This window comes from Hyalangium minutum (assembly GCF_000737315.1).
In the GTDB taxonomy this organism is placed as follows: domain Bacteria; phylum Myxococcota; class Myxococcia; order Myxococcales; family Myxococcaceae; genus Hyalangium; species Hyalangium minutum.
Genome location: NZ_JMCB01000002.1, coordinates 567,031 through 587,011, shown reverse-complemented (window position 1 = coordinate 587,011; position 19,981 = coordinate 567,031). Strand labels below are relative to the sequence as shown.

Annotated in this window: 14 protein-coding genes; 7 read left to right on the top strand and 7 right to left on the bottom strand. The window is 68.4% G+C overall.

Features of this window, described 5'->3' with window-relative positions:
* Window positions 1-32 precede the first annotated feature (32 nt).
* Together aptA and DB31_RS06045 are read left to right on the top strand one after the other, a co-directional pair.
* The gene (aptA, locus tag DB31_RS06050) at window positions 33-1,367 is read left to right on the top strand and encodes an omega-aminotransferase AptA (protein WP_044183502.1); all 1,335 of its coding nucleotides are present in this window, start codon (window positions 33-35) and stop codon (window positions 1,365-1,367) included.
* A 54-nt stretch (window positions 1,368-1,421) separates the two neighbouring features.
* Complete coding sequence (locus DB31_RS06045; protein WP_052419751.1) at window positions 1,422-2,534, top strand: metallophosphoesterase; 1,113 nt, start codon at window positions 1,422-1,424, stop codon at window positions 2,532-2,534.
* On the opposite strand, the gene DB31_RS06040 is transcribed toward DB31_RS06045, so the two are convergent.
* From DB31_RS06040 to DB31_RS06030, 3 genes are all read right to left on the bottom strand, one after another.
* Window positions 2,526-3,332 carry a hypothetical protein gene (locus tag DB31_RS06040; protein ID WP_044183496.1) on the bottom strand — a complete coding sequence of 269 codons (807 nt, stop codon included), beginning with the start codon at window positions 3,330-3,332 and terminating at the stop codon, window positions 2,526-2,528. The two genes, DB31_RS06045 and DB31_RS06040, sit on opposite strands and share 9 nt — an antisense overlap.
* 60 nt (window positions 3,333-3,392) lie before the next feature.
* Window positions 3,393-4,796 carry a serine/threonine-protein kinase gene (locus DB31_RS06035; protein WP_044183494.1) on the bottom strand — a complete coding sequence of 468 codons (1,404 nt, stop codon included), beginning with the start codon at window positions 4,794-4,796 and terminating at the stop codon, window positions 3,393-3,395.
* Window positions 4,797-4,932: 136 nt separating this feature from the next.
* Window positions 4,933-6,780, bottom strand: a complete 1,848-nt coding sequence (locus DB31_RS06030) for a M4 family metallopeptidase (RefSeq protein ID WP_240486549.1) — start codon at window positions 6,778-6,780, stop codon at window positions 4,933-4,935.
* 494 nt (window positions 6,781-7,274) lie between these two features.
* On the opposite strand from DB31_RS06030, the gene DB31_RS06025 reads away from it, so the two are divergent.
* From DB31_RS06025 to DB31_RS06010, 3 genes are all read left to right on the top strand, one after another.
* Window positions 7,275-11,414: an MG2 domain-containing protein gene (locus DB31_RS06025; RefSeq protein ID WP_044183483.1), complete on the top strand. Its 4,140-nt coding sequence runs from the start codon at window positions 7,275-7,277 to the stop codon at window positions 11,412-11,414.
* 133 nt (window positions 11,415-11,547) lie between these two features.
* A complete protein-coding gene (locus DB31_RS06020) occupies window positions 11,548-12,594 on the top strand; it encodes a GspE/PulE/PilB domain-containing protein (protein ID WP_044183481.1) in 1,047 nt (348 codons plus the stop codon).
* 540 nt (window positions 12,595-13,134) lie between these two features.
* The gene (locus DB31_RS06010) at window positions 13,135-13,761 is read left to right on the top strand and encodes a hypothetical protein (RefSeq protein ID WP_044184055.1); all 627 of its coding nucleotides are present in this window, start codon (window positions 13,135-13,137) and stop codon (window positions 13,759-13,761) included.
* Between the two features lie 21 nt (window positions 13,762-13,782).
* Here the strand turns inward: DB31_RS06010 and DB31_RS06005 are convergent, their stop codons facing one another.
* Both DB31_RS06005 and DB31_RS06000 read right to left on the bottom strand, forming a co-directional pair.
* On the bottom strand, window positions 13,783-15,984 hold the full coding sequence (locus tag DB31_RS06005) for a xanthine dehydrogenase family protein molybdopterin-binding subunit (protein WP_044183472.1): 2,202 nt from the start codon (window positions 15,982-15,984) through the stop codon (window positions 13,783-13,785).
* On the bottom strand, window positions 15,981-16,448 hold the full coding sequence (locus tag DB31_RS06000) for a (2Fe-2S)-binding protein (protein WP_044184053.1): 468 nt from the start codon (window positions 16,446-16,448) through the stop codon (window positions 15,981-15,983). Before DB31_RS06000 ends, DB31_RS06005 begins: the two co-directional genes overlap by 4 nt.
* A gap of 82 nt (window positions 16,449-16,530) precedes the next feature.
* Between DB31_RS06000 and DB31_RS05995 the strand changes: the two genes are divergently transcribed.
* The gene (locus DB31_RS05995) at window positions 16,531-17,265 is read left to right on the top strand and encodes a hypothetical protein (RefSeq protein WP_044183467.1); all 735 of its coding nucleotides are present in this window, start codon (window positions 16,531-16,533) and stop codon (window positions 17,263-17,265) included.
* A 2-nt stretch (window positions 17,266-17,267) separates the two neighbouring features.
* Here the strand turns inward: DB31_RS05995 and DB31_RS05990 are convergent, their stop codons facing one another.
* Window positions 17,268-18,257 (bottom strand): cysteine synthase A, encoded by a 990-nt coding sequence (locus DB31_RS05990; protein ID WP_044183465.1) that lies wholly within the window; start codon window positions 18,255-18,257, stop codon window positions 17,268-17,270.
* A gap of 15 nt (window positions 18,258-18,272) precedes the next feature.
* A complete protein-coding gene (locus DB31_RS05985; RefSeq protein ID WP_044183463.1) occupies window positions 18,273-19,049 on the bottom strand; it encodes a lysophospholipid acyltransferase family protein in 777 nt (258 codons plus the stop codon).
* A gap of 515 nt (window positions 19,050-19,564) precedes the next feature.
* On the opposite strand from DB31_RS05985, the gene DB31_RS05980 reads away from it, so the two are divergent.
* Window positions 19,565-19,921: a hypothetical protein gene (locus tag DB31_RS05980; RefSeq protein ID WP_044183460.1), complete on the top strand. Its 357-nt coding sequence runs from the start codon at window positions 19,565-19,567 to the stop codon at window positions 19,919-19,921.
* Window positions 19,922-19,981: the final 60 nt, after the last annotated feature.

The window sequence follows — 19,981 nt, the reverse complement described above, 5'->3', positions numbered from 1 at the left end:
GGGAGGGGGGACAGTCCAAGCCGGAGAGTGCCATGGGAAGCCTCGAGCCGAACGATCGGGAGTTGGCGGCGTATTGGATGCCGTTCACCCACAACCGCTACTTCAAGCAGCACCACTCGCGCCGCATGCTGGCCAAGGCCGAGGGCGCCTACTACTGGACCACCGAGGGCGAGAAGCTCTTCGACGCCCTGTCCGGCCTGTGGTGCTGCGGGCTGGGCCACCGCCACCCCAAGATTGTCGAGGCCGTCAAGCAGCAGCTGGACAGCGTGGACTACAGCCCCGCGTTCCAGATGGGCTACGGCCCCACCTTCAAGCTGGCCGAGCGCATCGTCGGCATGGCGCCAGCGGGCATGGGCCAGGTGTTCTTCGTGAACTCGGGCTCCGAGGCGGTGGACACCTCGATGAAGATGGCCCTGGCCTACCACCGCACCAAGGGTGAGGCGAGCCGCACCCGCTTCATCGGCCGCGAGCGCGGCTACCACGGCGTGGGCTTTGGCGGCATCTCCGTGGGCGGCATGGTGGCCAACCGGAAGATGTACGCCTCGGCCATGCTGACGGGCGTGGACCACCTGCCCCACACGTACAACCCCAAGGAGATGGCCTTCACCAAGGGCGAGCCCACCTGGGGCGCGCACCTGGCCAACGAGCTGGAGCGGCTCATCGCCCTGCATGACGCCTCCACCATCGCCGCCGTCATCGTCGAGCCCATGCAGGGCTCCACCGGCGTCATCGTCCCGCCCAAGGGCTACCTGGAGCGGCTGCGGGAGATCTGCACCAAGAACGGCATCCTGCTCATCTTCGACGAGGTGATCACCGGCTTTGGCCGCATGGGCACCCACTTCGCGGCGCAGCACTTCGGCGTGACGCCCGACATGATCACCTTCGCCAAGGGCGTGAACAACGGCACGGTGCCCATGGGCGGCGTCATCGCCCGCAAGGACCTGTACGACACGCTGATGACGGGCCCGGAGCACGCGGTGGAGTTCTTCCACGGGTACACGTACTCGGGGCACCCGCTGGCGGTGGCCGCCGCGCACGCCACGCTGGACATCCTGGCCACCGAGGGCATCAACGAGCGCGTGAAGTCCCTGGTGCCGGTGCTGGAGGACGCGGCGCATTCGCTGAAGGGCGAGCCCAACGTCATCGACATCCGCAACTGCCAGCTGGCGGCGGCGGTGGAGCTGGCGCCCATCGAGGGCAAGCCTGGCCTGCGCGCCCTCAAGGTGTTCGAGGAGGCGCTCAAGCGGGGCGTGCTGTTCCGCTTCACGGGCGACATCCTCGCCATGGGCCCGCCGTTCATCTCCACGCCGGACGAGCTGCGCCGCATGACCGAGGTCCTCCGCGAGTCCATCCGCGCTGCGGGGTAGTCCATCCGCCCTGCTCCGTCCAAGCGGCGCCTCAGCGTCACCCTGACCCTCGCGGTGGTGGCGCTGCTGGCGCCCGCCGCGATCGTGACGTGGAGCTACGTGCAGCGGGAGACGTACGTCGCGGATCCCGCGCCGCCCGCGCCCACGCTCGAGCGGACACCGGCGCCGCTGGTGCGGGTGCTGGTGTTCGGAGACTTTGGCCTCCATGGCCGGCAACAGACGGCCGTGGCGCGCGCCATGGCCGAGGAGCACCGCGCCAAGCCGTTCGACTTCGGCCTGCTGCTCGGGGACAACCTGTACCCGTGCGGCCCGGAGTTGTCCCTGCCCGGAGCCGAGGACTGCACCTTCAGCGCGGACGAAAACACCGTCACGCCCGGCTACCAGCCGCCGGAGGACAAGCAGTTCCAGGCCGTGTTCCACGCGCCGCTGGAGGATCTGAAGCGGGCGGATGGCTCCCCACTGCCCATCCACACGGTGCTGGGGAACCACGATGCGGGCTACTCCCGGTCGTGCTTCTGGACTGGCAAGGTGCCCACCCGCACCTCGCGGCTGAAGGCGTGCCTGGAGGTGGCGCACCAAGGGCCGAACTGGACCATGCCGGGACGGCACTTCGTGGTCGACACGCCCACAGCGCGGTTCGTCCTCTTCGACTCGAACACGCTGGCGCACGACGACTATGCATTCTCGTTCGAGGAGGAGCTGGCCTTCGTGAAGGAGGCCGTGGCGGGCTGTGGTGAGCGCCGGTGCTTCCTGGTGTCGCACCACATGTCCGTGACGGCGGGTAAGCACCAGCCAGAGACACTCACCCCGGCGTACCAGGAACGTGCGCGTCGCCTGGAAGAGGCGGGCCGCATCGACGCCTGGCTGTCCGGTCACGACCACGACTTGCAACACTCCGTCACGGCGAAGGGCTACGACGTGTTCGTGTCTGGGAGCGCGGCGAAGACCCGCTTCGAGAAGTTCGGCCCCGAGCCCGCTCCGGGAGCGCGCCTGCGCTTCGGTTCCACGGCCTGGGGGTTCGCCGTGCTGGAGGTCTTCCCCACCGGCTGGAGCATGCACTTCCTCAACGAGCGCCGGGAGCCGCTCTACTGCTGCGAAGCCCACGGCCAGGGGCGCTGCGAGCCGGTGGAGTGTCCCCGGGGCGCGCTTCCGCTCACCTCACGGTAGGAGCCGCTCCTCGACCGCGCGCGTGAGGATCTCCGCGAGCACCTCCATGCCTCCAGCGGTGTCCAGGCGCGTCTGCGACACTCCACCGCTCTGCTCGCGCGTCTCTCCGCCGACGAACATCGGCAGCGGGCGCCGGCCCAGGCGCAACAGGCGCTCGTCATAGAAGGCCGTGGGGGACCGCTCCTTGAGCAGCTTCGCCAGCGCCAGCATGTTGGCCGTCCGGGTGGGCTGCATCGCCGCGTGCAGGCACGCGAAGTCCAGCTCGCGCTCGCGCAGCACCACACGCTGGCCTTGGCGGCCGTGCACCAGGATGGCCTGCTCGGTGTCTTCCTGCTGCGAGCGCGCCGTCTTCTCCTGCGTCCGCGACATCTTCAGCCCCTGGGTGGCGATGGCCGTCGCCAGGGAGAACTTCGATGACTTCTGGGTGCTCTCCGTCTCCGAGCGCACCGTGCTGGAGCCCCGAAGGATGCTGATCACCTCGCTCCACGGCAGCTCCACCGGAGCTCCTGTGCGCGCCTGGAATGTGCCTTTCGTGGGCCCCAGCACCGCCGTGCGTGCCACCACCCGCAGCCCCTCTGCTGGCCCTGTTGCTTCCAGCGCAAGCGCCGCCAGCCCCACCTGCCGCAGCGAGGCCACCAGCGCATCGGCGGACTCGGGCGCAAGCTGGGCGAGGATGGCGGGCGGCTCGGGTGCCAGGCGGATGCGCGCCTCGGCGAGGCTCAAGCCCAGCGCCTTCGCGAGCGCCACCGCCGCGCCCTCCGCGTCCGCCGGTGTCTTCACGCTGGCAACGAGCTTCATGACACCACCCTAGCGCGCTCCCACAGATGAAACACCCTGCATCATGGACTGCAGTGGCGCTCAGGGGTTGTTCGTGGGGCTGGAGGTGGGGCTACGTCCCGGAAGAAGAACTGGCACGTAGCAGAGGCCCTTGAACATCTGCCCGTTGATGAGATCACACGCCTCGCGCTCATGCGCGAACTGTGCCCAGCAAGCTCCATTGAGGGAGACCTGCCACCTGCGAGGACAGCGCCCCTTCTCATCCGGCCGCGTTTGCCCTAGCAGGGGCTTGGGCGGCGTGTCCTCGGCGATTCCGTCCGGAGGTGAAGCCGCAGGCGCTGGCTGCGTGGATGTGGCCGCTGCTTCCTCCGCGAGCCCTCGTGTCTTGGTACTCGGACTCGGCGAGTCCCCTCCGGCGGGGGCGATGCAGGCGAGGGTCACCTTCTCCAGCCACTCACGGGAAGCGTCCGGCCATACGCACACGGCCAACCCCCCGCTCGCCGCGGCCAAGGCGGCCCAGGGCCACCTCCGCCGGGCGAGAGACTTTCGCATTTCAGGGACTGTGACGCGTACGGGCTGCGCAGGCTTGTGGGGCCCGGTAGCCTGTTCCAGCTCGGCGGCCAGTTGCTCCGCGGTGCCTCGCTGCTCGGGACGCAGCGACAGCAACCGCAGAACCACGGCGCGCAGCGAAGGCTCCACCCGGGAGTCATCCTGGAACCCGGGCGGTGTCACGACTCGTTCGAAGTGCCACGTGCCGTGCTCATCCTGGAAGGCGTTGGCCGGCTCGGCGTACTCGCCCGTGAGGAGCCTGCACGCGGTGACTCCCAGGGCGTAGAGGTCATCGGCCGGAGTGGCGCGGTAGCGGGCCATCGCGTCGCGCTCGAATTGCAGCTCGAAGAGCCAGGACTCGGGAGCGCGGTAGGCCGGCGTGCCAGGGAACCCCAGCGGGGGTGTGAGCGTGGCGGCCCCGGGGTAGAAGCACGTGCCGAAGTCCATGAGCACGGCCCGCCCGTCGGCGCGGCGCACCAGCACGTTGTCCCCTTTCAGGTCGCGGTGGACGGCGCCCTGGGCATGCAGGACTGCAAGGGCGCTCGCAAGCTGGGCCAGCCAGCGCCGCACCTGCTCCGGAGTGACAGGGTGGCGCCGGGCTTGTGCGTACAGCCGCACGCCCTCCACCCACTGCATGACATAGAAAGGGTACACGGTGCCCGAGGGCGACTGCCACGAGCCCTGCCCCAACAGCCTCGGAATGCTCGGGTGGTCGCAGCGGGAGAGCAGCTCCACCTCCCGGACGAAGCGGGGATCCTCTGAATGCACCGCCATCTTGAGGGCCACGGGTGCGACGGGCCCCGCTCGCAGCGGCGCCGCGCGGTAGACGGCGCCGTAGACGCCGCGGCCTGCCCAGTCCTCCACGCGCCAGTCCCCTATCACCGTCCCCGGAGGGAGCAGGGCCGGGTGCGATGCCTGGAAGGGGGGAAGGTCCATGAGCAGCAGCCTACCTCTGGCGTAGGGCCGCGTCAGCGTGAGAAGCAGCTCCCCGCGCAGCGTTCCCCCGCAAATGAAACACCCCCGGGGAGGAGAATCCCCCGGGGGTGCAGTCACTCAGTTAGCGCTCAGCACATCACGGCGTGTAGGAGCCCTTGAGCGAGACGCCCGAGTACGTGCTGTAGCCGTTCAGCATGATGTAGAACGTGCCCGCGGTGGTCTTCGCCGCGATGTTGCACGTCTCGGCGTTGCCGGAGAGGTACGGGCGGCAGTCGTACGCGGTGGTGGTCGGCAGCGCGCCGAACTTCACGTACATGTCCGCGTCACCCGTGCCACCGCTCATCGCGAAGGTCACGGCCTTCCCCGAGGGAACCGCCAGCGAGTAGAACGTCTGCGAGCCCGTGGAGCCCGCCAGGCCGGTCTTCGCCACGCCGTTGGTCAGCGCGATGGCGGTGATGGGCGCGCCCACGCCCACCGCCTGCCACGCCGCAGACACCGAGGCCTGCTCCGCCGTCGTGTAGCCCAGCGAGGCCGCCGCCTGCTCCGTGTACGTCTTCGCCTGGGCGAAGGTGGTGGAGGCCGTCATCAGGTCCACGTTGGCCTTGTAGAAGATGGCGCCGGCCTTCTGCACGCCGATGCCCGTCACGCTGACGGTGGACTTGCCGCGCGGGTGCGTACCGCCCGTGGACAGCAGCTTGAACGCCAGGTTCGCGATGCCCGAGGTGTAGTGCACGTCCGCGCTGCCGACGCCCGACACCCAGAAGTCCTTGGACACGCCGTCCTTGGCCGGGTCGTCCATGTAGCGGAGCGCGTCACCCGCGGTGGACGGGGTCCAGATGTCCTCGCCGACCTTCCAGATGTCCGCGCCGGTGCTCCAGGTGCCGCTGTCGTAGCTCTCGCAGTAGGCGCCGAAGATGTCGGACATGGCCTCGTTCAGGCCGCCGGACTCACCCGAGTACGTGAGGTTGGACTCGGAGCTGGTCACCGCGTGCGTCAGCTCGTGCGTGGTGACGTCCGCGTCCAGGCCCAGCTGGGTGCTGTTCACGCCGTCGCCATCGCCGTACACCATCTGGGTGCCGTTCCAGTAGGCGTTCACGTAGTTGCTGCTGTAGTGCACCGTGCTCTTCAGCTGCGCGCCCGCGTTGTTGTACGAGTCGCGGTTGAAGTTGTTCTTGTAGCAGTTGTAGGTGCCGCCCAGCTTCGCGTAGTTGGTGTCCACGTGGTTGTCACCCGTGGCCGCACCGCCCTCGGAGCGCTTGAGCGTGCCCGGCAGCGAGGTGCCGTTGTTGGCGCTGTACAGCGCGCGGTTGAGCGCCGCGAAGATCTCCGTGCGGCGCTCCAGGATGGAGCCGTCCGCCGCGCTCACGTACACGCGCTCGCGGATGGGCAGCTCCTGGCCCTCGCCCACCACCATCTGCTCGTAGGCCAGCTTCAGCTTCTCGTCCGAGCCGGTGCGCAGGTACACCAGGCGCGCCTCGCCCTCGGTCTCGATGTGACGGCCCACCGTGGAGCGCAGGGCCGCGGACACCGCCGCCAGCGCGGAGATGGCCGGCTTGGAGGGAACCAGCTCGCCGTCGCGCGCCGTGCCGTTGGCCGCGACGATGGCGCCGTCCTTGTTCACGTGGAGGATGAGCTCCTCGCCCACCACCGGCAGGCCGTTCTTCAGCTGCGCGTAGCGGATGTGGGTGACGCCCTGCTCATCCGTGCGGACGCGGCGCACGGCCAGATCCGAAGCGTTCAGCCGGAACGCCGGAGCGATGCTCGCGAGCGCCTGGCTCACCTGGTCGCTCGCGTTCAGCCCCGCCAGCCCCTGCACCGAGCCGGACGCCGTGCCCAGGCGGCCGTCGAGCATGTAGGGAACGCCGTTGGCGTGAGTGCCCAGCACGCGGGCGCTCGGCAGCGCCGCGAGCGCGGACTGCACATCTCCGATCGCCAGCTCATCTACCTTCTCCGTCCCCGGAGCAGCGGTGTCGGGGTCAGCCATCTCGCAGGCAGCGAGCGGGAGAGTGGCGAGCAGAGCAGCAACGATGCGATTGCGAACCAATGGGGGATCCTCCTGTCCACGGCGAGGCGCCGATGGAACGCTCCGGACAAAGCAGGGACCGGGCCAATCCCAAAAATCCTCGTAATTCAGGCGGTTGGCGTGCACCTTCCCCAAAGGGCTGGCACATGCATGTCTCACAGCCTCATGCGAAAAATGTATCAGGTGTTTACAGCCTGTCCCAGCAAGCCTCGGGAATCGCTGGCACTCAGCGTCTGGAGGGAGGCTTGGGGCGTTTGAGGCAGATTGCCTCACGCGAGGCAAAAGGCGTCATGCGGGACCCTGGCCCCTGAAACCAGTTAAAACAGAAATGCCAATCCATGCTTTGAGAAGCAAGGGGCATTCGAAGGACTCGCCCAGAGCGGGCCGCTGAGAACTTTCTGCGAGCTGGCCCGTTCCTCGGCGACGCTCGTCTCTCTCCTCTTCCGGGAACCCTCATGCTCGTTGAACTCACTCCCCGTGTGCTCGTGGCAATGCTCACCGTGAGCCTGGCCGTCCCTGTCACCTTTCATCAGGTACTCGTCACGAAGGCGGACGCGGGCTCGCTGGGAGGCGCGAACCGCTTCCGTACCTATGTCTCCACGGACAAGCCGCTGTACCGCCCCGGAGAGCAGGTGCTGGCGCGCGGCCTGATGCTCGAAGCGGTGCGCCACACGCTGAACCCGTCTCCTTATCAAGCGCAGCTGGAGATCCGCGGGCCCAAGGGCGACGTGGTCACCTCCGCGAGGGTGAGCACGGAGGACTCGGTGTGGGGCTACGCGTGGACCATCCCCGCGGATCAGCCCGGCGGCGAGTACACGCTGAGGGTCAACTACCCCTGGACGGGAGACGCGCCCGCGGAGCGGAAGTTCGACGTGCGCGCCTACCGGGCCCCACGGCTCAAGTCGCAGATCGAGTTCCTCCGGGATGGCTACGGCCCGGGTGACACCGTGACGGCCACGCTGGACGTGAAGCGCGCCGAGGGCGGAGTGCCCGCGGGCGCCAAGGTGACCGCCATCGCCCTGGTGGACGGCGCTACCGCGGCGCAGGTGTCCGGCACCGTGAACGACAAGGGGCTGTGCACGGTGAGCTTCAAGCTACCCACCCGCATCGAGCGCGGCGAGGGCTCGCTGGCCTTCTCCATCGAGGACGGCGGCGTGGTGGAGACAGCGGCCAAGACGATCCCCATCCTGCTGCAGACGTTGGACCTGTCCTTCTACCCGGAGGGCGGCGACCTGGTGGCGGGGCTGCCCTCGCGCGTCTACTTCGAGGCGAAGACGCCGGCGCAGAAGCCCGCGGACCTGGTGGGCGCGGTGGTGGATCTGGCCAGCGGGCAGGTGGTGGCCTCGGTGCGCTCCGAGCACGAGGGCCGCGGCCGCTTCGAGTTCACTCCGAAGACGGGCGCGAAGTACGCGCTGCGCATCGACCAGCCCTCGGGCATCCAGAAGCGCTTTCCGCTGCCGGAGGCGAAGGCGAAGGGCGCCGTGCTGCGCTCGGGCGAGGACGTGGCGGCGGCGGGCAAGCCGGTGACGCTCTCCGTGGCGCTCTCGGGGCTGAGCAAGGCGAAGGTGACGCTGAGCAAGCAGGAGGTGGAGCTGGCGTCCGCCGAGGTGGGCTCGCAGGGTCAGGTGACGCTGGATCCCAAGGACGCGGACGGCGTGCTCATCGCCACGGTGTGGGACCACGACGGGCGCCCCCTGGCGGAGCGGCTCGTGTTCCGCCAGCCAGCCAAGGCGCTCGACGTCGAGGTGAAGCTGGACAAGGCCAGCTACGTGCCGGGGGACTCGGTGCAGCTCACCGCCCGGACGACGCGGGACGGCAAGCCCGTGTCCGCCTTGGTGATGCTCACCGTGACGGATGACGCGGTGCTGGAGCTCATCGAGAAGCGCGACCAGGCGCCCCAGCTGCCGGTGATGGTGCTGCTGGAGCCCGAGGTGAAGGAGCTGGCCGACGCGCAGGTGTACCTGGACGAGAAGAACCCGAAGGCGAAGCCGGCGGTGGACCTGCTGCTCGGCACGCAGGGCTGGCGGCGGTTCGCGCTGGCGAATCCCGTGAGCTTCGTGGAGCAGCACGGCGACCTGGCCCGCCGGGTGTTCGCGGTGCGCGTGCCCCAGGTGCCTGCTCCGACTTCCGCGGTGGTGGCGGAGCTCGCGGCCGCAGGCGCCGACTTCGATGACGCGCCTCGGGGCGGGAGGCCGCCTCCGAGGCCCGCGCCCGCCATGGCGGCTCCGCCCGTGGCCGTGGCACCTCCTGCCCCGCCGCCGCCCGCTCCGCCTCCGCCTCCGCCTGCTCCCATGGGCCAGGTGATGCCAGCCCAGCCGGTGCGCCAACAAGAGGACCGCAACATGGCCGAGGCAGCGCGCAAGGCGAACCGGGCTCAGCGGCTGGAGCGAAAGATCGCGGCGGATCATGAGGCCCTAGCCGATGAGTTGATGCCCTACGACCAGCAGGAGGTCTACTTCCGCGTATACGCGCACACGGTGCGGCCGGGCCGGAAGGCGGGAGACCGCGTGGACTTCTCGGAGACGCTCTACTGGAACGCGGGCGTGCGCACGAACCCAAAGACGGGCGAGGCCAAGGTCCAGTTCGGCCTGAACGACTCGGTCACCTCGTTCAAGGCGTTCGCCGGAGCGGTGGGCAGCGACGGCGTGCTGGGCTCGGCGGTGGCGTCCATCGAGTCCGTGCAGCCCTTCTATGTGGAGCCCAAGATTCCCCTGGAGGTCACCTCGGGCGACGTGGTCCAGCTGCCGGTGGCGCTGGTGAACGGCACGTCCTCCGCGCTGAAGGGCGTGGGCGTGAAGCTCGACTTCAAGGGCGACGTGCGCGCCACGACGCTGGGCGCGGTGGATCTGGCGGCGAAGGAGCGCGCCCGGCGCATCATCGAGCTGAAGATCGGCCAGGAGTCCAAGCCCATCGACCTGACGCTGGCGGCGACAGCGGGGGACTACGCGGACAAGGTGCAGCGGGCCCTGGTCATCAAGCCCAACGGCTTCCCCATCACGGCGTCGTTCGGCGGGAGGGTGTCGGCGAAGGCGCCAGCGGTGCACACGGTGACGCTGCCGGCCAACACGGTGCGCGGCAGCGTGAAGGCGTCCGTCGTGGTGTACCCGAGCCCGCTGGCGAACATGACCGAGTCCCTGTCGCGGCTCATCCAGGAGCCCTCGGGCTGCTTCGAGCAGACGAGCTCCACGACGTACCCGATGACGATGGCGCAGCAGTACTTCCAGACGCACAGCGGGGTGGATCCGAAGCTGGTGGCCTCGGCACGCGAGAAACTGGAGCGGGGCTACCAGCGGCTGGTGGGCTTCGAGACGAAGGAGAAGGGCTACGAGTGGTTCGGCGAGGCCCCGGGCCACGAGGCGCTCACGGCGTTCGGCCTGCTGCACTTCGGGGACATGCAGCAGGTGCGCGAGGTGGACTCGGCGATGCTGACCCGCTCGCGCGAGTGGCTGCTCAAGCAGCGCGACGGCAAGGGCGGCTTCGAGCGCAAGCGCCGCGCCCTGCACGTGTGGATCGAGGACCGCGACACCTCGAACGCGTACATCACCTGGGCGCTGCTGGAGAGCGCTCCGAAGACGGCGGACATGGTGAAGGAGCTGTCGAAGGAGCTGTCCTCGCTGCGGCGGGCGGCGGCGGACAGCAAGAACAGCTACGTGGTGGCGCTGGCGGCCAACGCCCTCTCGCTGTCCGGGGAGGGGGGGGAGGCCAAGAAGCTGATGGAGCGGCTGGCGGCCAAGCAGAGCAAGGAGGGCGTGGTGGAGGGCGGCACGCAGTCCATCGTGGGCAGCATGGGCGAAACGCTGCAAATCGAGACCACCGCTCTGGCAACGCTGGCGTGGCTGAGAGACCCGGCCTTCGCGGCGAACGTGGAGCGCTCGATGAAGTTCCTGGCGAGCTCGTGTGACGGTGGGCGGTACGGCTCCACGCAGAGCACGGTGCTGGCGCTGCGCGCCATCGTGGCCTACGACAAGGCGCGGGCGGCGAAGCGCTCGGGCGGCGCGGTGCGGGTGTACGTGAACGGCCAGCCGGTGGGCAGCGCGGTGAAGTTCGAGCCCTCGGCGCAGGAGGCCATCAAGCTGCCGGACATTGCCGAGCTCATCATCCCGGGCGAGCGGAAGATCGAGCTGCGGATGGAGGGCGGCGCGGAGCTGCCCTACTCCATCGAAGTGACTTACAACGCGCTGAAGCCGGACAGCTCGCCGGAGACGAAGGTGGCGCTGGAAGTCTCGCTGGCGAAGAACGCGCTGACCGAGGGCGAGCCCACCGAGGCGCGGGTGCTGGTCTCCAACAAGACAGACGAGCAGCTGCCCACGGCGGTGGCCATCTTCGGAGTGCCGGGCGGGCTCGAGGTGCGGCACGACCAGCTCAAGGAGCTGGTAAAGAAGAAGACGGTGGACGCGTACGAGGTGATCGGCCGCGACGTGGTGCTCTACTGGCGAGGCATGGAGCCGCGGAAGAAGCTGGACGTGCCGCTGTCCCTGGTGGCGGCGGTGCCCGGCACCTACACGGGCCCGGCCAGCCGCGCGTACCTTTATTACGCGGACGAGCACAAGACGTGGCAGGACGGCGTGAAGGTGTCCATCGCGCCCAAGCCGTAGAAAAACGACGGGGCGCGGCTCCGAGGGAGCCCCAGCGCAGTCCCAGCGAAAAGATCCTCTTTCACTACATAGGCAACTTTCGCCCACACCTTCCGACAATAAATACAGGGACCCACAACCGAAGGGTGTGGCGATGCGGAAGCAGCGACTGGGTGAATTGCTTCAGAAGGCGGGGCTGGTGGATGAGATCCAGCTCCGTGCAGCACTGGGCTTCCACTACAAGTGGGGAGTGCCGCTGGGGCAGGTGGTGGTGGACATGCGCTTCTGCACCTCGCAGCAGGTGCTGGAGCTGCTGGCCGGGCAGCTGGCGCTGCCGGTGGTGGACCTGGACGCGGAGCCGCTGGATGAGCGCATGACGGACGTGCTCCCGGTGGAGACGGCCGAGGCCTGCCGGGTGGTTCCGCTGCGCGTCGAGGGCGCTCGGGGCTCGGTGCTGGTGGTGGCCGCGGCGGCTCCGGCTCGGCCCACGGTGCTGGACGAAGTGGCCCGCGTGGCCGGCAAGGCGCGCGTGGTGGCACTGGTGGCGACGGACGCCGCCGTGTCGCGCGCCATTGATCGCCTCTACTACCCCCACCTGCTGGGCGCGCAGCGTCCGGTGGAGCCCATTGCCCTTCCCGAGGCCGACGAGCAGCTGCCGCTGGTGACGGATCGCGCCGAGTGCCTGATGCTGGGCCAGCAGCTGCAGGCCCGCTCTGCGAGCACCACCCTGGAGCAGGGAGGCCTGCCGCTGCTGATGCCGCTGTCGACGGACGTTCCCGCGCACGCGCGCGTCACCGAGCGGGAGATGCCCGCCGTGGTGCTGGCACCGCAGGCCGCGCCGAAGCCGGAGCCCGAGCCCGAGCCCGAGGTGTGGGTGTACGGCTGGGGCGTCAAGGCGACCGAGGGGCTGCTGAAGCTGCTGGAGGAAGCGGACCTGCGGGCGCGGGTGGCGCGCACCGAGGACGTGAAGAAGGCGAGAGCGCGCGCGGTGGTGCTGACGCCGCTGCAGTCGATCGAGTCGGTGATGCGGCATGGCATTCGCGCGCAGCTGCTGGTGGCAGGCCGGGCGCACGACCGGGCTCGGGCGCTGGCGATGGGGGCTCACGCTTTCGTGTCGGGCCCGCTGCGCACGGACGAGCTGATCCACGAGGTGGCCGCGCGGGTGTCCGGCGACGGCGCACCGCTGCGCCAAGTGGGCTGATTAAGGAACGCCTCCATCGGTCTGCGGCTTGACGCGGCAGGCCCGGACGCTCGAGCCGCTCTCTCCCCTGCACTCGTAGCCTTCCTGGCTCCGGCAGTCGGTGTCGTGCGTGCAGACGGGCGAGCACATCAGCCGCCCCCCCTCATTGATGCAGAGGGAGTCCAACGGGCACCCCGCAGAGTCGCCCCTCGGGCTGCAGGGCTCGGTGCAGAAGCCTCCGGGGAAGTCCTCTCGGCAGAAGAGGACAGAGTCACAGACATCATTGGAGTTGGAACAGCTCTCCCCCACGAACTTGGTGTTACAGGCCACAAGGGACAGGGCAGCCAGGACAGCGAGCATCAACAGGCGCATGGACGGCTCTTCGTCGAGACAGAGGAGCGCTGGACCTTACGCCAACAGCCTTCGTCCAGTCATGGACACCCCTGGGAGCGGGGCACGGAGCATGGGGCTGCTCGCAGTGGCTGGCCTCCAGGCGCTGTGCCACCGTCGGCCCCTATGCGAGGTCTCGCCGCCACCGTCCTGACCTGGAGCGCGATCCTGATGGGAGCGGGCTGCAGCAAGGCCGCGCCGCAGTCCTCCGGTTCCCAGAGCCAAGCGGCCCGCCCCGAGAGCAAACCGGAAGGACGCGAGGAGCTCCAGCCGGTCTCGGCGTTCTCCGGCATCTCGCCCATGGAGGCGCGCTCGGTTGCGTTGTTCCGCGAGGCGGGCCGGGTGATCACCCACCCACGCTGCACCAACTGCCACCCGCCGGATGACCGGCCTCGGCAGGGCATGGATCAGCACGTCCATGTTCCGGCAGTCTCGGGAGGCGCCAGCGGCCACGGCCCCCCGGGCCTGCCGTGCACGGCGTGCCATCAAGCGGCCACCACGCCCACGGTGGGGGCCACGCTTCCAAGCATCCCGGGCAACCCGAAGTGGGCCCTCGCACCCGTCGAGATGGCATGGCTGGGGAGGCCGCTGGGACAGATCTGCGAGCAGCTCAAGGATCCGAAGCGCAACGGCGGAAAGAGTCTCGCGGAGATCCAGCACCACATGGCGGAGGACATCCTGGTCGCCTGGGGTTGGGCACCGGGTCTGGGCCTCCAGCCCGTGCCAGGAACTCAGAAGGCGTTCGGAGAGCTGATCCAGGCCTGGATCGACACCGGCGCCCACTGCCCGAGCCCCTGAACGCCGAGCCGCGACTCTCGCTCACCGTGACGCGGCGAGGCGCTCCGGTGTCAGCGGCAGCTCGCGAACCCTCGTACCTGTGGCGTCGAAGAGGGCATTGGCCAGCGCCGCGGCGGTGGGGCCCTGGGAGGCTTCTCCCGCGCCCAGGAAGGGTTCGCCCGGACGATCGATGAGCGCCACCTCCACGGGAGGCACCTCCGAGAAGGTGAGGATCGGATAGGTGGCCCAGTCGCGCGAGAGGATGCGGCGGGAGTCGTACCGGACGGCCTCCTTGAGGCTCCAGCTCAGGGATTGGATGAGCCCGCCCTCGAGCTGATTGCTGAGCCCATCTGGGTTGACCACCTCGCCCGCATCGGCGGCGAGCACGGCGCGCACCACCTGCACGGCGTGGCTCTGAGGATCGACACGGACCTCCAGGCACACCGCGCAGTAGCTGGCGGAGTTCTTGTAGCGAGCAAAGCCCACCCCTCGCCCCCTCTGAGGCGCCTTGGCATACGAGGACCAGCCGAACCGCTCCGCGGCCTTGAGGATGACCGCCTTGGCGCGCTCGTCCTTGAGCTGACGGAGCCGGAACTCGATGGGGTCCGCGTGAGCCACGTGAGCCAGCTCATCCATGAAGGACTCGATGGCGAAGACGTTGGCGTAGGCACCCAGGCTGCGGTGAGAGGAGACGCGCAGCGGCATCTCGGTCACGAAGTGGGTGGTCACCTTCTGGCCAGGGAATGTGTAGATCGGAATGGCGTTCCGATCCGCCGCGTAGTTCGGAGGCCCACCGTTCTTCGGGACAGGCATGGGGAAAGGCGTCGCCAGGGAGCGGCCCGCCAGCAGATTGCCGGGCTGACCTCCGGGCCTCGTGCCGTGGGAGGTGGACCACAGCTCATAGTCCCACTGCAGCACATGGCCGCGCTCATCCACTCCCGCGCGAACCCGGGTCACCATCGCCGAGCCATAGGGCTCGCAGGCGTGCTCGTCCTCGCGAGACCACTGCACGCGCACGGCCTTGCCGGGCAGCGCGCGGGCGAGCAAGGCGGCATCCGCGGCGGCATCGTCCGCGCCGTTGTGGCCGTAGCAGCCCGCGCCATTCATGTGCTGGCCCTGCACCTTTTCCTTTGGCAGGCCGAGCATCTTCGCGATGGCCTCGGTGGTCTCAAAGACGGTCTGGCTGTGGGTGTGAACGGTGAGGACGTCACCGTTCCACTCGGCCACGGCGCACGATGGGCCCATGGCTCCGTGCATCTGGTAGGGCCGGCGGTAGGTTGCCTCCAGTGTGCGGACCGGAGCAGTCTCCGCCGGGCGCGCGATGGTGTGGATGGGCAGATCCTGCGTGGGCTGCGTCAGCAACCACGCATAGGGATCCACGGGCAGCGCGGCCTGCTCTCGCCACCGGGCGGCGCGGGCGAGACTCGCGGCGGCGCGGATGGCCTGCCACTCCTTGGCTGCGACGACGGCGAGGAAGCTGCCCTCGCGCACCACTTTCACGACGCCGGGCATCCGCTCCACGGCAGAGGTGTCCACCTCGATGAGCGTCGCACCATACGAGGGAGCACGGACCACGCGGCCATGCACCAGCGAGCCGGGCCGGAGATCGTGCACGAAGATGGCCTCGCCGGTGATCTTGGGAGGCAAGTCTCTGCGGGGGATCGAGCGGCCGGAGTAGCGCCGAGCGGAGGCGGGCTTGGGAGCGACAGAGCCCGTCGCCTCGCGTCTCAGCTCCTTGCCCCCCGTGAGGCTCCAGTAGGTGACGGTGCGCTTGCTGGAAGGATCCGTGAGGGTCCCATCCTGCACCCGCAGCTTGGACGCCGGGACGCGCAGGTGCTCGCTGGCCATGGAGACCAGGATGGAGCGAACCTCTGCGGCGGCGGCGCGCACGGCCTTGCCTCCTTCGGGCATGGACATGCTGCCGGCCGTTGCTCCTTGGTTGGGACAGAGGACGGTGTTGCCGGAGATGATCTCCAGCCGGGACAGCTCGATGTCGAGCTCATCGGCACAGAGCTGGGCGAAGGCGGTAAGAATGCCCTGGCCGAGCTCCACCTTGCCCGTCTTGAGCGTGACCTTGCCGTCCGAGCCGATGCGGATCCACGCATCGAGCTGGCGGTTCTTCTCCAGGTCCCTGGGGAGCTTCGAAGCCTCCGGCTTCTGGCCGAAGACCTCTGAACTGGCGAGGGAGAAGGCCAGCACGAGCGAGCCTTGCAGGAACGATCGGCGTCCGAAGCGTACGCTCATCGGGCCAGCTCCTCGGCAGCGCGCTGCACGGCGCGCACGATGCGATTGTGCGAGCCGCACCGGCACAGGTTGGCATCCAGCGCGGTGCGGATCTCCGCCTCGGTGGGACGGGGCTTCTCCCGCAGGAGCGCGGCCGCAGCCATGATCATGCCTGGGATGCAGTAGGCACACTGCCCTGCCTGCTCGGAGAGGAACGCCTGCTGAAGAGGATGCAGCGTGCCATTGGGTGCACGCAGCCCCTCCAGTGTGGTGATGGCCTGCCCTCCCAGAGACGAGGCCGGAACGAAGCAAGAGCGCAGCGGAGCCCCGTCTCGCAGCACCGTGCACGCGCCGCACTGGCCCACACCGCAGCCGTATTTGGCGCCATTCAGCCCCAGCTCATCGCGGAGCACATAGAGGAGCGGGGTGTCCTCCTCTGCGTCGATGACATGGGCTTTGCCGTTGACGGTGAGCGTGAAGGGCATGAGCGAGGAGGAGACCAACAAGCTCCGGAGATCACCAGCGCCTTCGCCTCTGTGCTCTCCTCCACACGCTGTGCTTCGTCGCATGAGCGACAGCTGGCGGAAGCCTCGGCCGGACGGCAAGCTCCCGCGCATGAAAAAGACACCGCTCACCGTTGGCCTGCTGCTCTGCCTCTCCCTGCCCGCCTGGGCTCAGCCCGCGCCCCTCGACCTCTCCAAGGTGCCTCAAGAGGGCAAGGCCGAGCAGGACTTCGTCCCCGCCGGCTGGAAGATCGACGCCACGACGAAGGGGGACCTGGACAAGAACGGCAAGGAGGACGTGGTCCTCGAGCTGGTCGAGGAGGATCCCAAGAAGGCCACGGGGGGGGAGTTCACGGAGCGCTCCCGCGCGCTGGTGGCCCTGCTCTCGGAGGACGGGGGCAAGCTGCGCCGCGCGGGCGCCTCGAACAAGGTCCTCTACTGCACCACCTGCCAGGGGACGCTGGGCACGGGCCTGGGCGGCGTGACGAGGATCGAGAAGGGCGTGCTCATCGTCGATCAGATGAGCGGCTCGCGCGAGATGGTGCACACGGTGCTGCGCTTCCGCTACGACCCGAAGGAGCGCAAGTTCGTGTTCATCGGCGAGGACGTCGAGCACGCGGACCGGGGAGCGGGCACCTCGACGGTGGAGAGCACCAACCTGCTCACCGGCGCGAAGGTCACCGAGCAGCGCGAGTACAACCCGAAGACGGACAAGAACACCGTCATCTCCTCGAAGAAGAGCAAGGTGGCGGTGCGCAAGCGCTACCTGGAGGACGCGGACATCTCCACGTACTACTGAGGTCAGCGCGGCAAGGGATTCACGGTGAGCTGCTTCGAGGCGAGGAACTCGGGGTTGAAGACCTTGGAGGCGTAGCGGCTGCCGTGGTCGCACAGGAAGGTGGCGATGCGCAGCCCCTGGCCCTGGTGCTGGCGAGCCACCTCATAAGCGGCGCGCACGTTGATGGCCGCCGAGGTCCCCACCACCAGCGCATCCTCGCGGGCCAGGTGGTAGAGCATGTCGAGCATGTCCTGGTCTGACAGGCGCATGGCCTCGTCCACGCGGGCGTGGCGGAAGTTCTCCGTGAGCCGCATGATGCCGATGCCCTCGGTGATGGAGCTTCCCGAGCCCTCCATCTTCCCCTCGCGCACAAAGCAGTAGAGGCCAGAGCCGTGGGGGTCCACCATCACCACGCGCAGTGCGGGGTGCTTCTCCTTGAGGTAGCGGGTGACACCGGAAGCGGTGCCGCCGCTGCCCACCGAGATGACGAGCACATCCAGCTTGCCCTCGCACTGCTCCCAGAGCTCGGGGCCCGTGGTCTCGTAGTGGAAGTCCCCGTTGGCGGTGTTCTCGAACTGGTTGGCCCAGAACCAGCCGTGCTGCTCCGAGAGCGCGCGGGCGGAGTGGAAGAAGTGGTTCGGGTTGGAGAACGGGACAGCGGGCACCTTGCGGACCTCGACACCCATGGCCTCGAGGTACTCGTACTTCTCGCGGGCCTGGTTGTCCGGCATGGTGACGACGACGCGGTAGCCGCGCTCGCGCCCGAGCAGCCCCAGGCCGATGCCGGTGTTGCCTGCAGTGCCCTCGACGATGGTGCCGCCGGGGGCGAGCTTTCCCTCCTGCTCGGCGCGACGGATGATGCCCTTGGCAGCGCGGTCCTTGATGGAGCCACCGGGGTTCATGAACTCGGCCTTGCCGAGGATGTCACAGCCAGTGAGCCGGGACAGCGAGCCGATTCGAAGCAGCGGGGTATTCCCGACCGCGTCCCAGAGCGATCCGATTCGAGGAGTCATGTCTGTACCTGAGCTTCAGCGGGCAGAGGCCGGGAGAGCCTCGATGCGGGCCTTCTCCGAGACCATGAGGTTGCGCACGTGCTCCCGGAGGGCCTGCACGTCGCCGTTGAAGGGAGCGGGGTCCACCGGGGGCAGGACCTGCACGTGGCAGTTGGCGGTGGTCTGCAGCACGAGGCCGTGCTTGGGCAGCGTCTTGGCGGTGCCGGTGAGGACCACGGGGATGACGGGACACTTCATCTTGATGGCGAGCTGGAAGGCGCCGTCCTTGAAGGCCTTGATGTTCCCATCGGGGGAGCGGGTGCCCTCGGGGAACATGAGGATGGGGACGCCGCGCTCGAGCCACTTCTCGCAATGGACCATCATTCGGCCGACGCTCTCGCGGTCGCCGCGCACGAGGGGCACGTAGCCGTTGAGCGCCATGTTCCAACCGATGAAGGGGAGCTTGAAGTTGGAGGCCTTGGAGACCCACTTGAAGGGGCGGTAGAGGCCGAAGAGGACGAGGATGTCGCCCATCGACTCGTGGTTGGAGACGAGGACAGCGGGGCCCTTCCATGGGAGCCGCTCCCGGCCCTCGACGCGCTGGCGCCAGAGCGGGTTCACGTACATGTACAGCTGGGCCCAGAAGCACGAGTACAGGTGCAAAACCCGCCCGTTCCGGTCGAACGGCGTCGTGACGGCCCACACCACCACGGCCCCGAGGAAGAACACGAGGCTCGAGACGGCGAAGAACGTCCAAAAGACGATGGAGAACAGGAGTCGAATAGCGCCGCGCAGTGTGCCACACGCTCGCATCCAGTCGATCAAGAACTCGCGCTGGTTGCATTGCTCGGCCGCTACCCTGGAGCTACGGTGGGACGTATTGACCTACCGGAGCAGTGTGAATGCCTCGCTGCCTACGAAATGATTCTCCGGTGGTGTCGCGCGGTGGGTGGGCACTTCTAACGTGCCTGCTGGCCTGCACAGGAGTCCAAAGGACCGGGGTGCCTCGAGCCCTCCACGACGGGTATGACCGTCGTCCTGGAAGCTTCTGTGCCCTGAATCCCGAGGGCTGCCCTCCAGAGCAGACGCCGCTGGAACCCTCCTCCCCCGAAGACCAAGATGCCACCACTGGAAAGGGTGAGTGCTTGGATGCATGTGAAGCGGGAGGTGAAGTGCTTGCGAACTTCTGCAGGCGGCTGAAGAGCCCCCGACGACAAGCCCTTTGCTGGGCCGCCACCCACGGTTCCAAGACCGCATGCATTGGTATGTGTCACGCGATCTACCGTTGATCGGGTGAGCAGGAGCCCACGAGGAAAACAGGAAAATGCATGAAAGACTGGCGTCCCAAACTCACCTCGATTGATGACCCCATCGCCGACGACTACTGGTCGTACCGGACGGAAGATGGGACGAAGCGAGTCTCTCGCATCATCATCGGCCGCCCGGCTCTGCTCGAAGACGGTACGCACTGGTACTGCCCGATGTACTTCGAGCATGTCACCCAGGGCATCGACTACGCCTTCGGTGTGGGCTCCGTGGACGCGCTGATGAACGCCATGTACTTCGTCCGCAGGCGGTTCTACGAATTCGAAGACGTCGTCCCTCGCTCGAAGCCCAAGGCCGCCGCCAAGAGCTCCCAGTCCTCCAAGAAGCGCGCGGCCCAGAAGCCCCCCCGCCGGGCCTGACACATTCAGGCGGGGCTGTCGCCGACGTGGCGCAGGCGGGCCACGTGCTCGCGCCTGGCC

What these genes read in the sequence shown, in the direction of transcription:
- aptA (WP_044183502.1), top strand. Translation starts at nt 33, where the DNA reads ATGGGAAGCCTCGAGCCGAACGATCGGGAGTTGGCGGCGTATTGGATG.
- DB31_RS06040 (WP_044183496.1), bottom strand. Translation starts at nt 3,332, where the DNA reads ATGAAGCTCGTTGCCAGCGTGAAGACACCGGCGGACGCGGAGGGCGCG.
- DB31_RS06035 (WP_044183494.1), bottom strand. Translation starts at nt 4,796, where the DNA reads ATGGACCTTCCCCCCTTCCAGGCATCGCACCCGGCCCTGCTCCCTCCG.
- DB31_RS06030 (WP_240486549.1), bottom strand. Translation starts at nt 6,780, where the DNA reads ATGGCTGACCCCGACACCGCTGCTCCGGGGACGGAGAAGGTAGATGAG.
- DB31_RS06025 (WP_044183483.1), top strand. Translation starts at nt 7,275, where the DNA reads ATGCTCGTTGAACTCACTCCCCGTGTGCTCGTGGCAATGCTCACCGTG.
- DB31_RS06020 (WP_044183481.1), top strand. Translation starts at nt 11,548, where the DNA reads ATGCGGAAGCAGCGACTGGGTGAATTGCTTCAGAAGGCGGGGCTGGTG.
- DB31_RS06010 (WP_044184055.1), top strand. Translation starts at nt 13,135, where the DNA reads ATGGGAGCGGGCTGCAGCAAGGCCGCGCCGCAGTCCTCCGGTTCCCAG.
- DB31_RS06005 (WP_044183472.1), bottom strand. Translation starts at nt 15,984, where the DNA reads ATGAGCGTACGCTTCGGACGCCGATCGTTCCTGCAAGGCTCGCTCGTG.
- DB31_RS06000 (WP_044184053.1), bottom strand. Translation starts at nt 16,448, where the DNA reads ATGCCCTTCACGCTCACCGTCAACGGCAAAGCCCATGTCATCGACGCA.
- DB31_RS05995 (WP_044183467.1), top strand. Translation starts at nt 16,531, where the DNA reads ATGAGCGACAGCTGGCGGAAGCCTCGGCCGGACGGCAAGCTCCCGCGC.
- DB31_RS05990 (WP_044183465.1), bottom strand. Translation starts at nt 18,257, where the DNA reads ATGACTCCTCGAATCGGATCGCTCTGGGACGCGGTCGGGAATACCCCG.
- DB31_RS05985 (WP_044183463.1), bottom strand. Translation starts at nt 19,049, where the DNA reads ATGCGAGCGTGTGGCACACTGCGCGGCGCTATTCGACTCCTGTTCTCC.
- DB31_RS05980 (WP_044183460.1), top strand. Translation starts at nt 19,565, where the DNA reads ATGAAAGACTGGCGTCCCAAACTCACCTCGATTGATGACCCCATCGCC.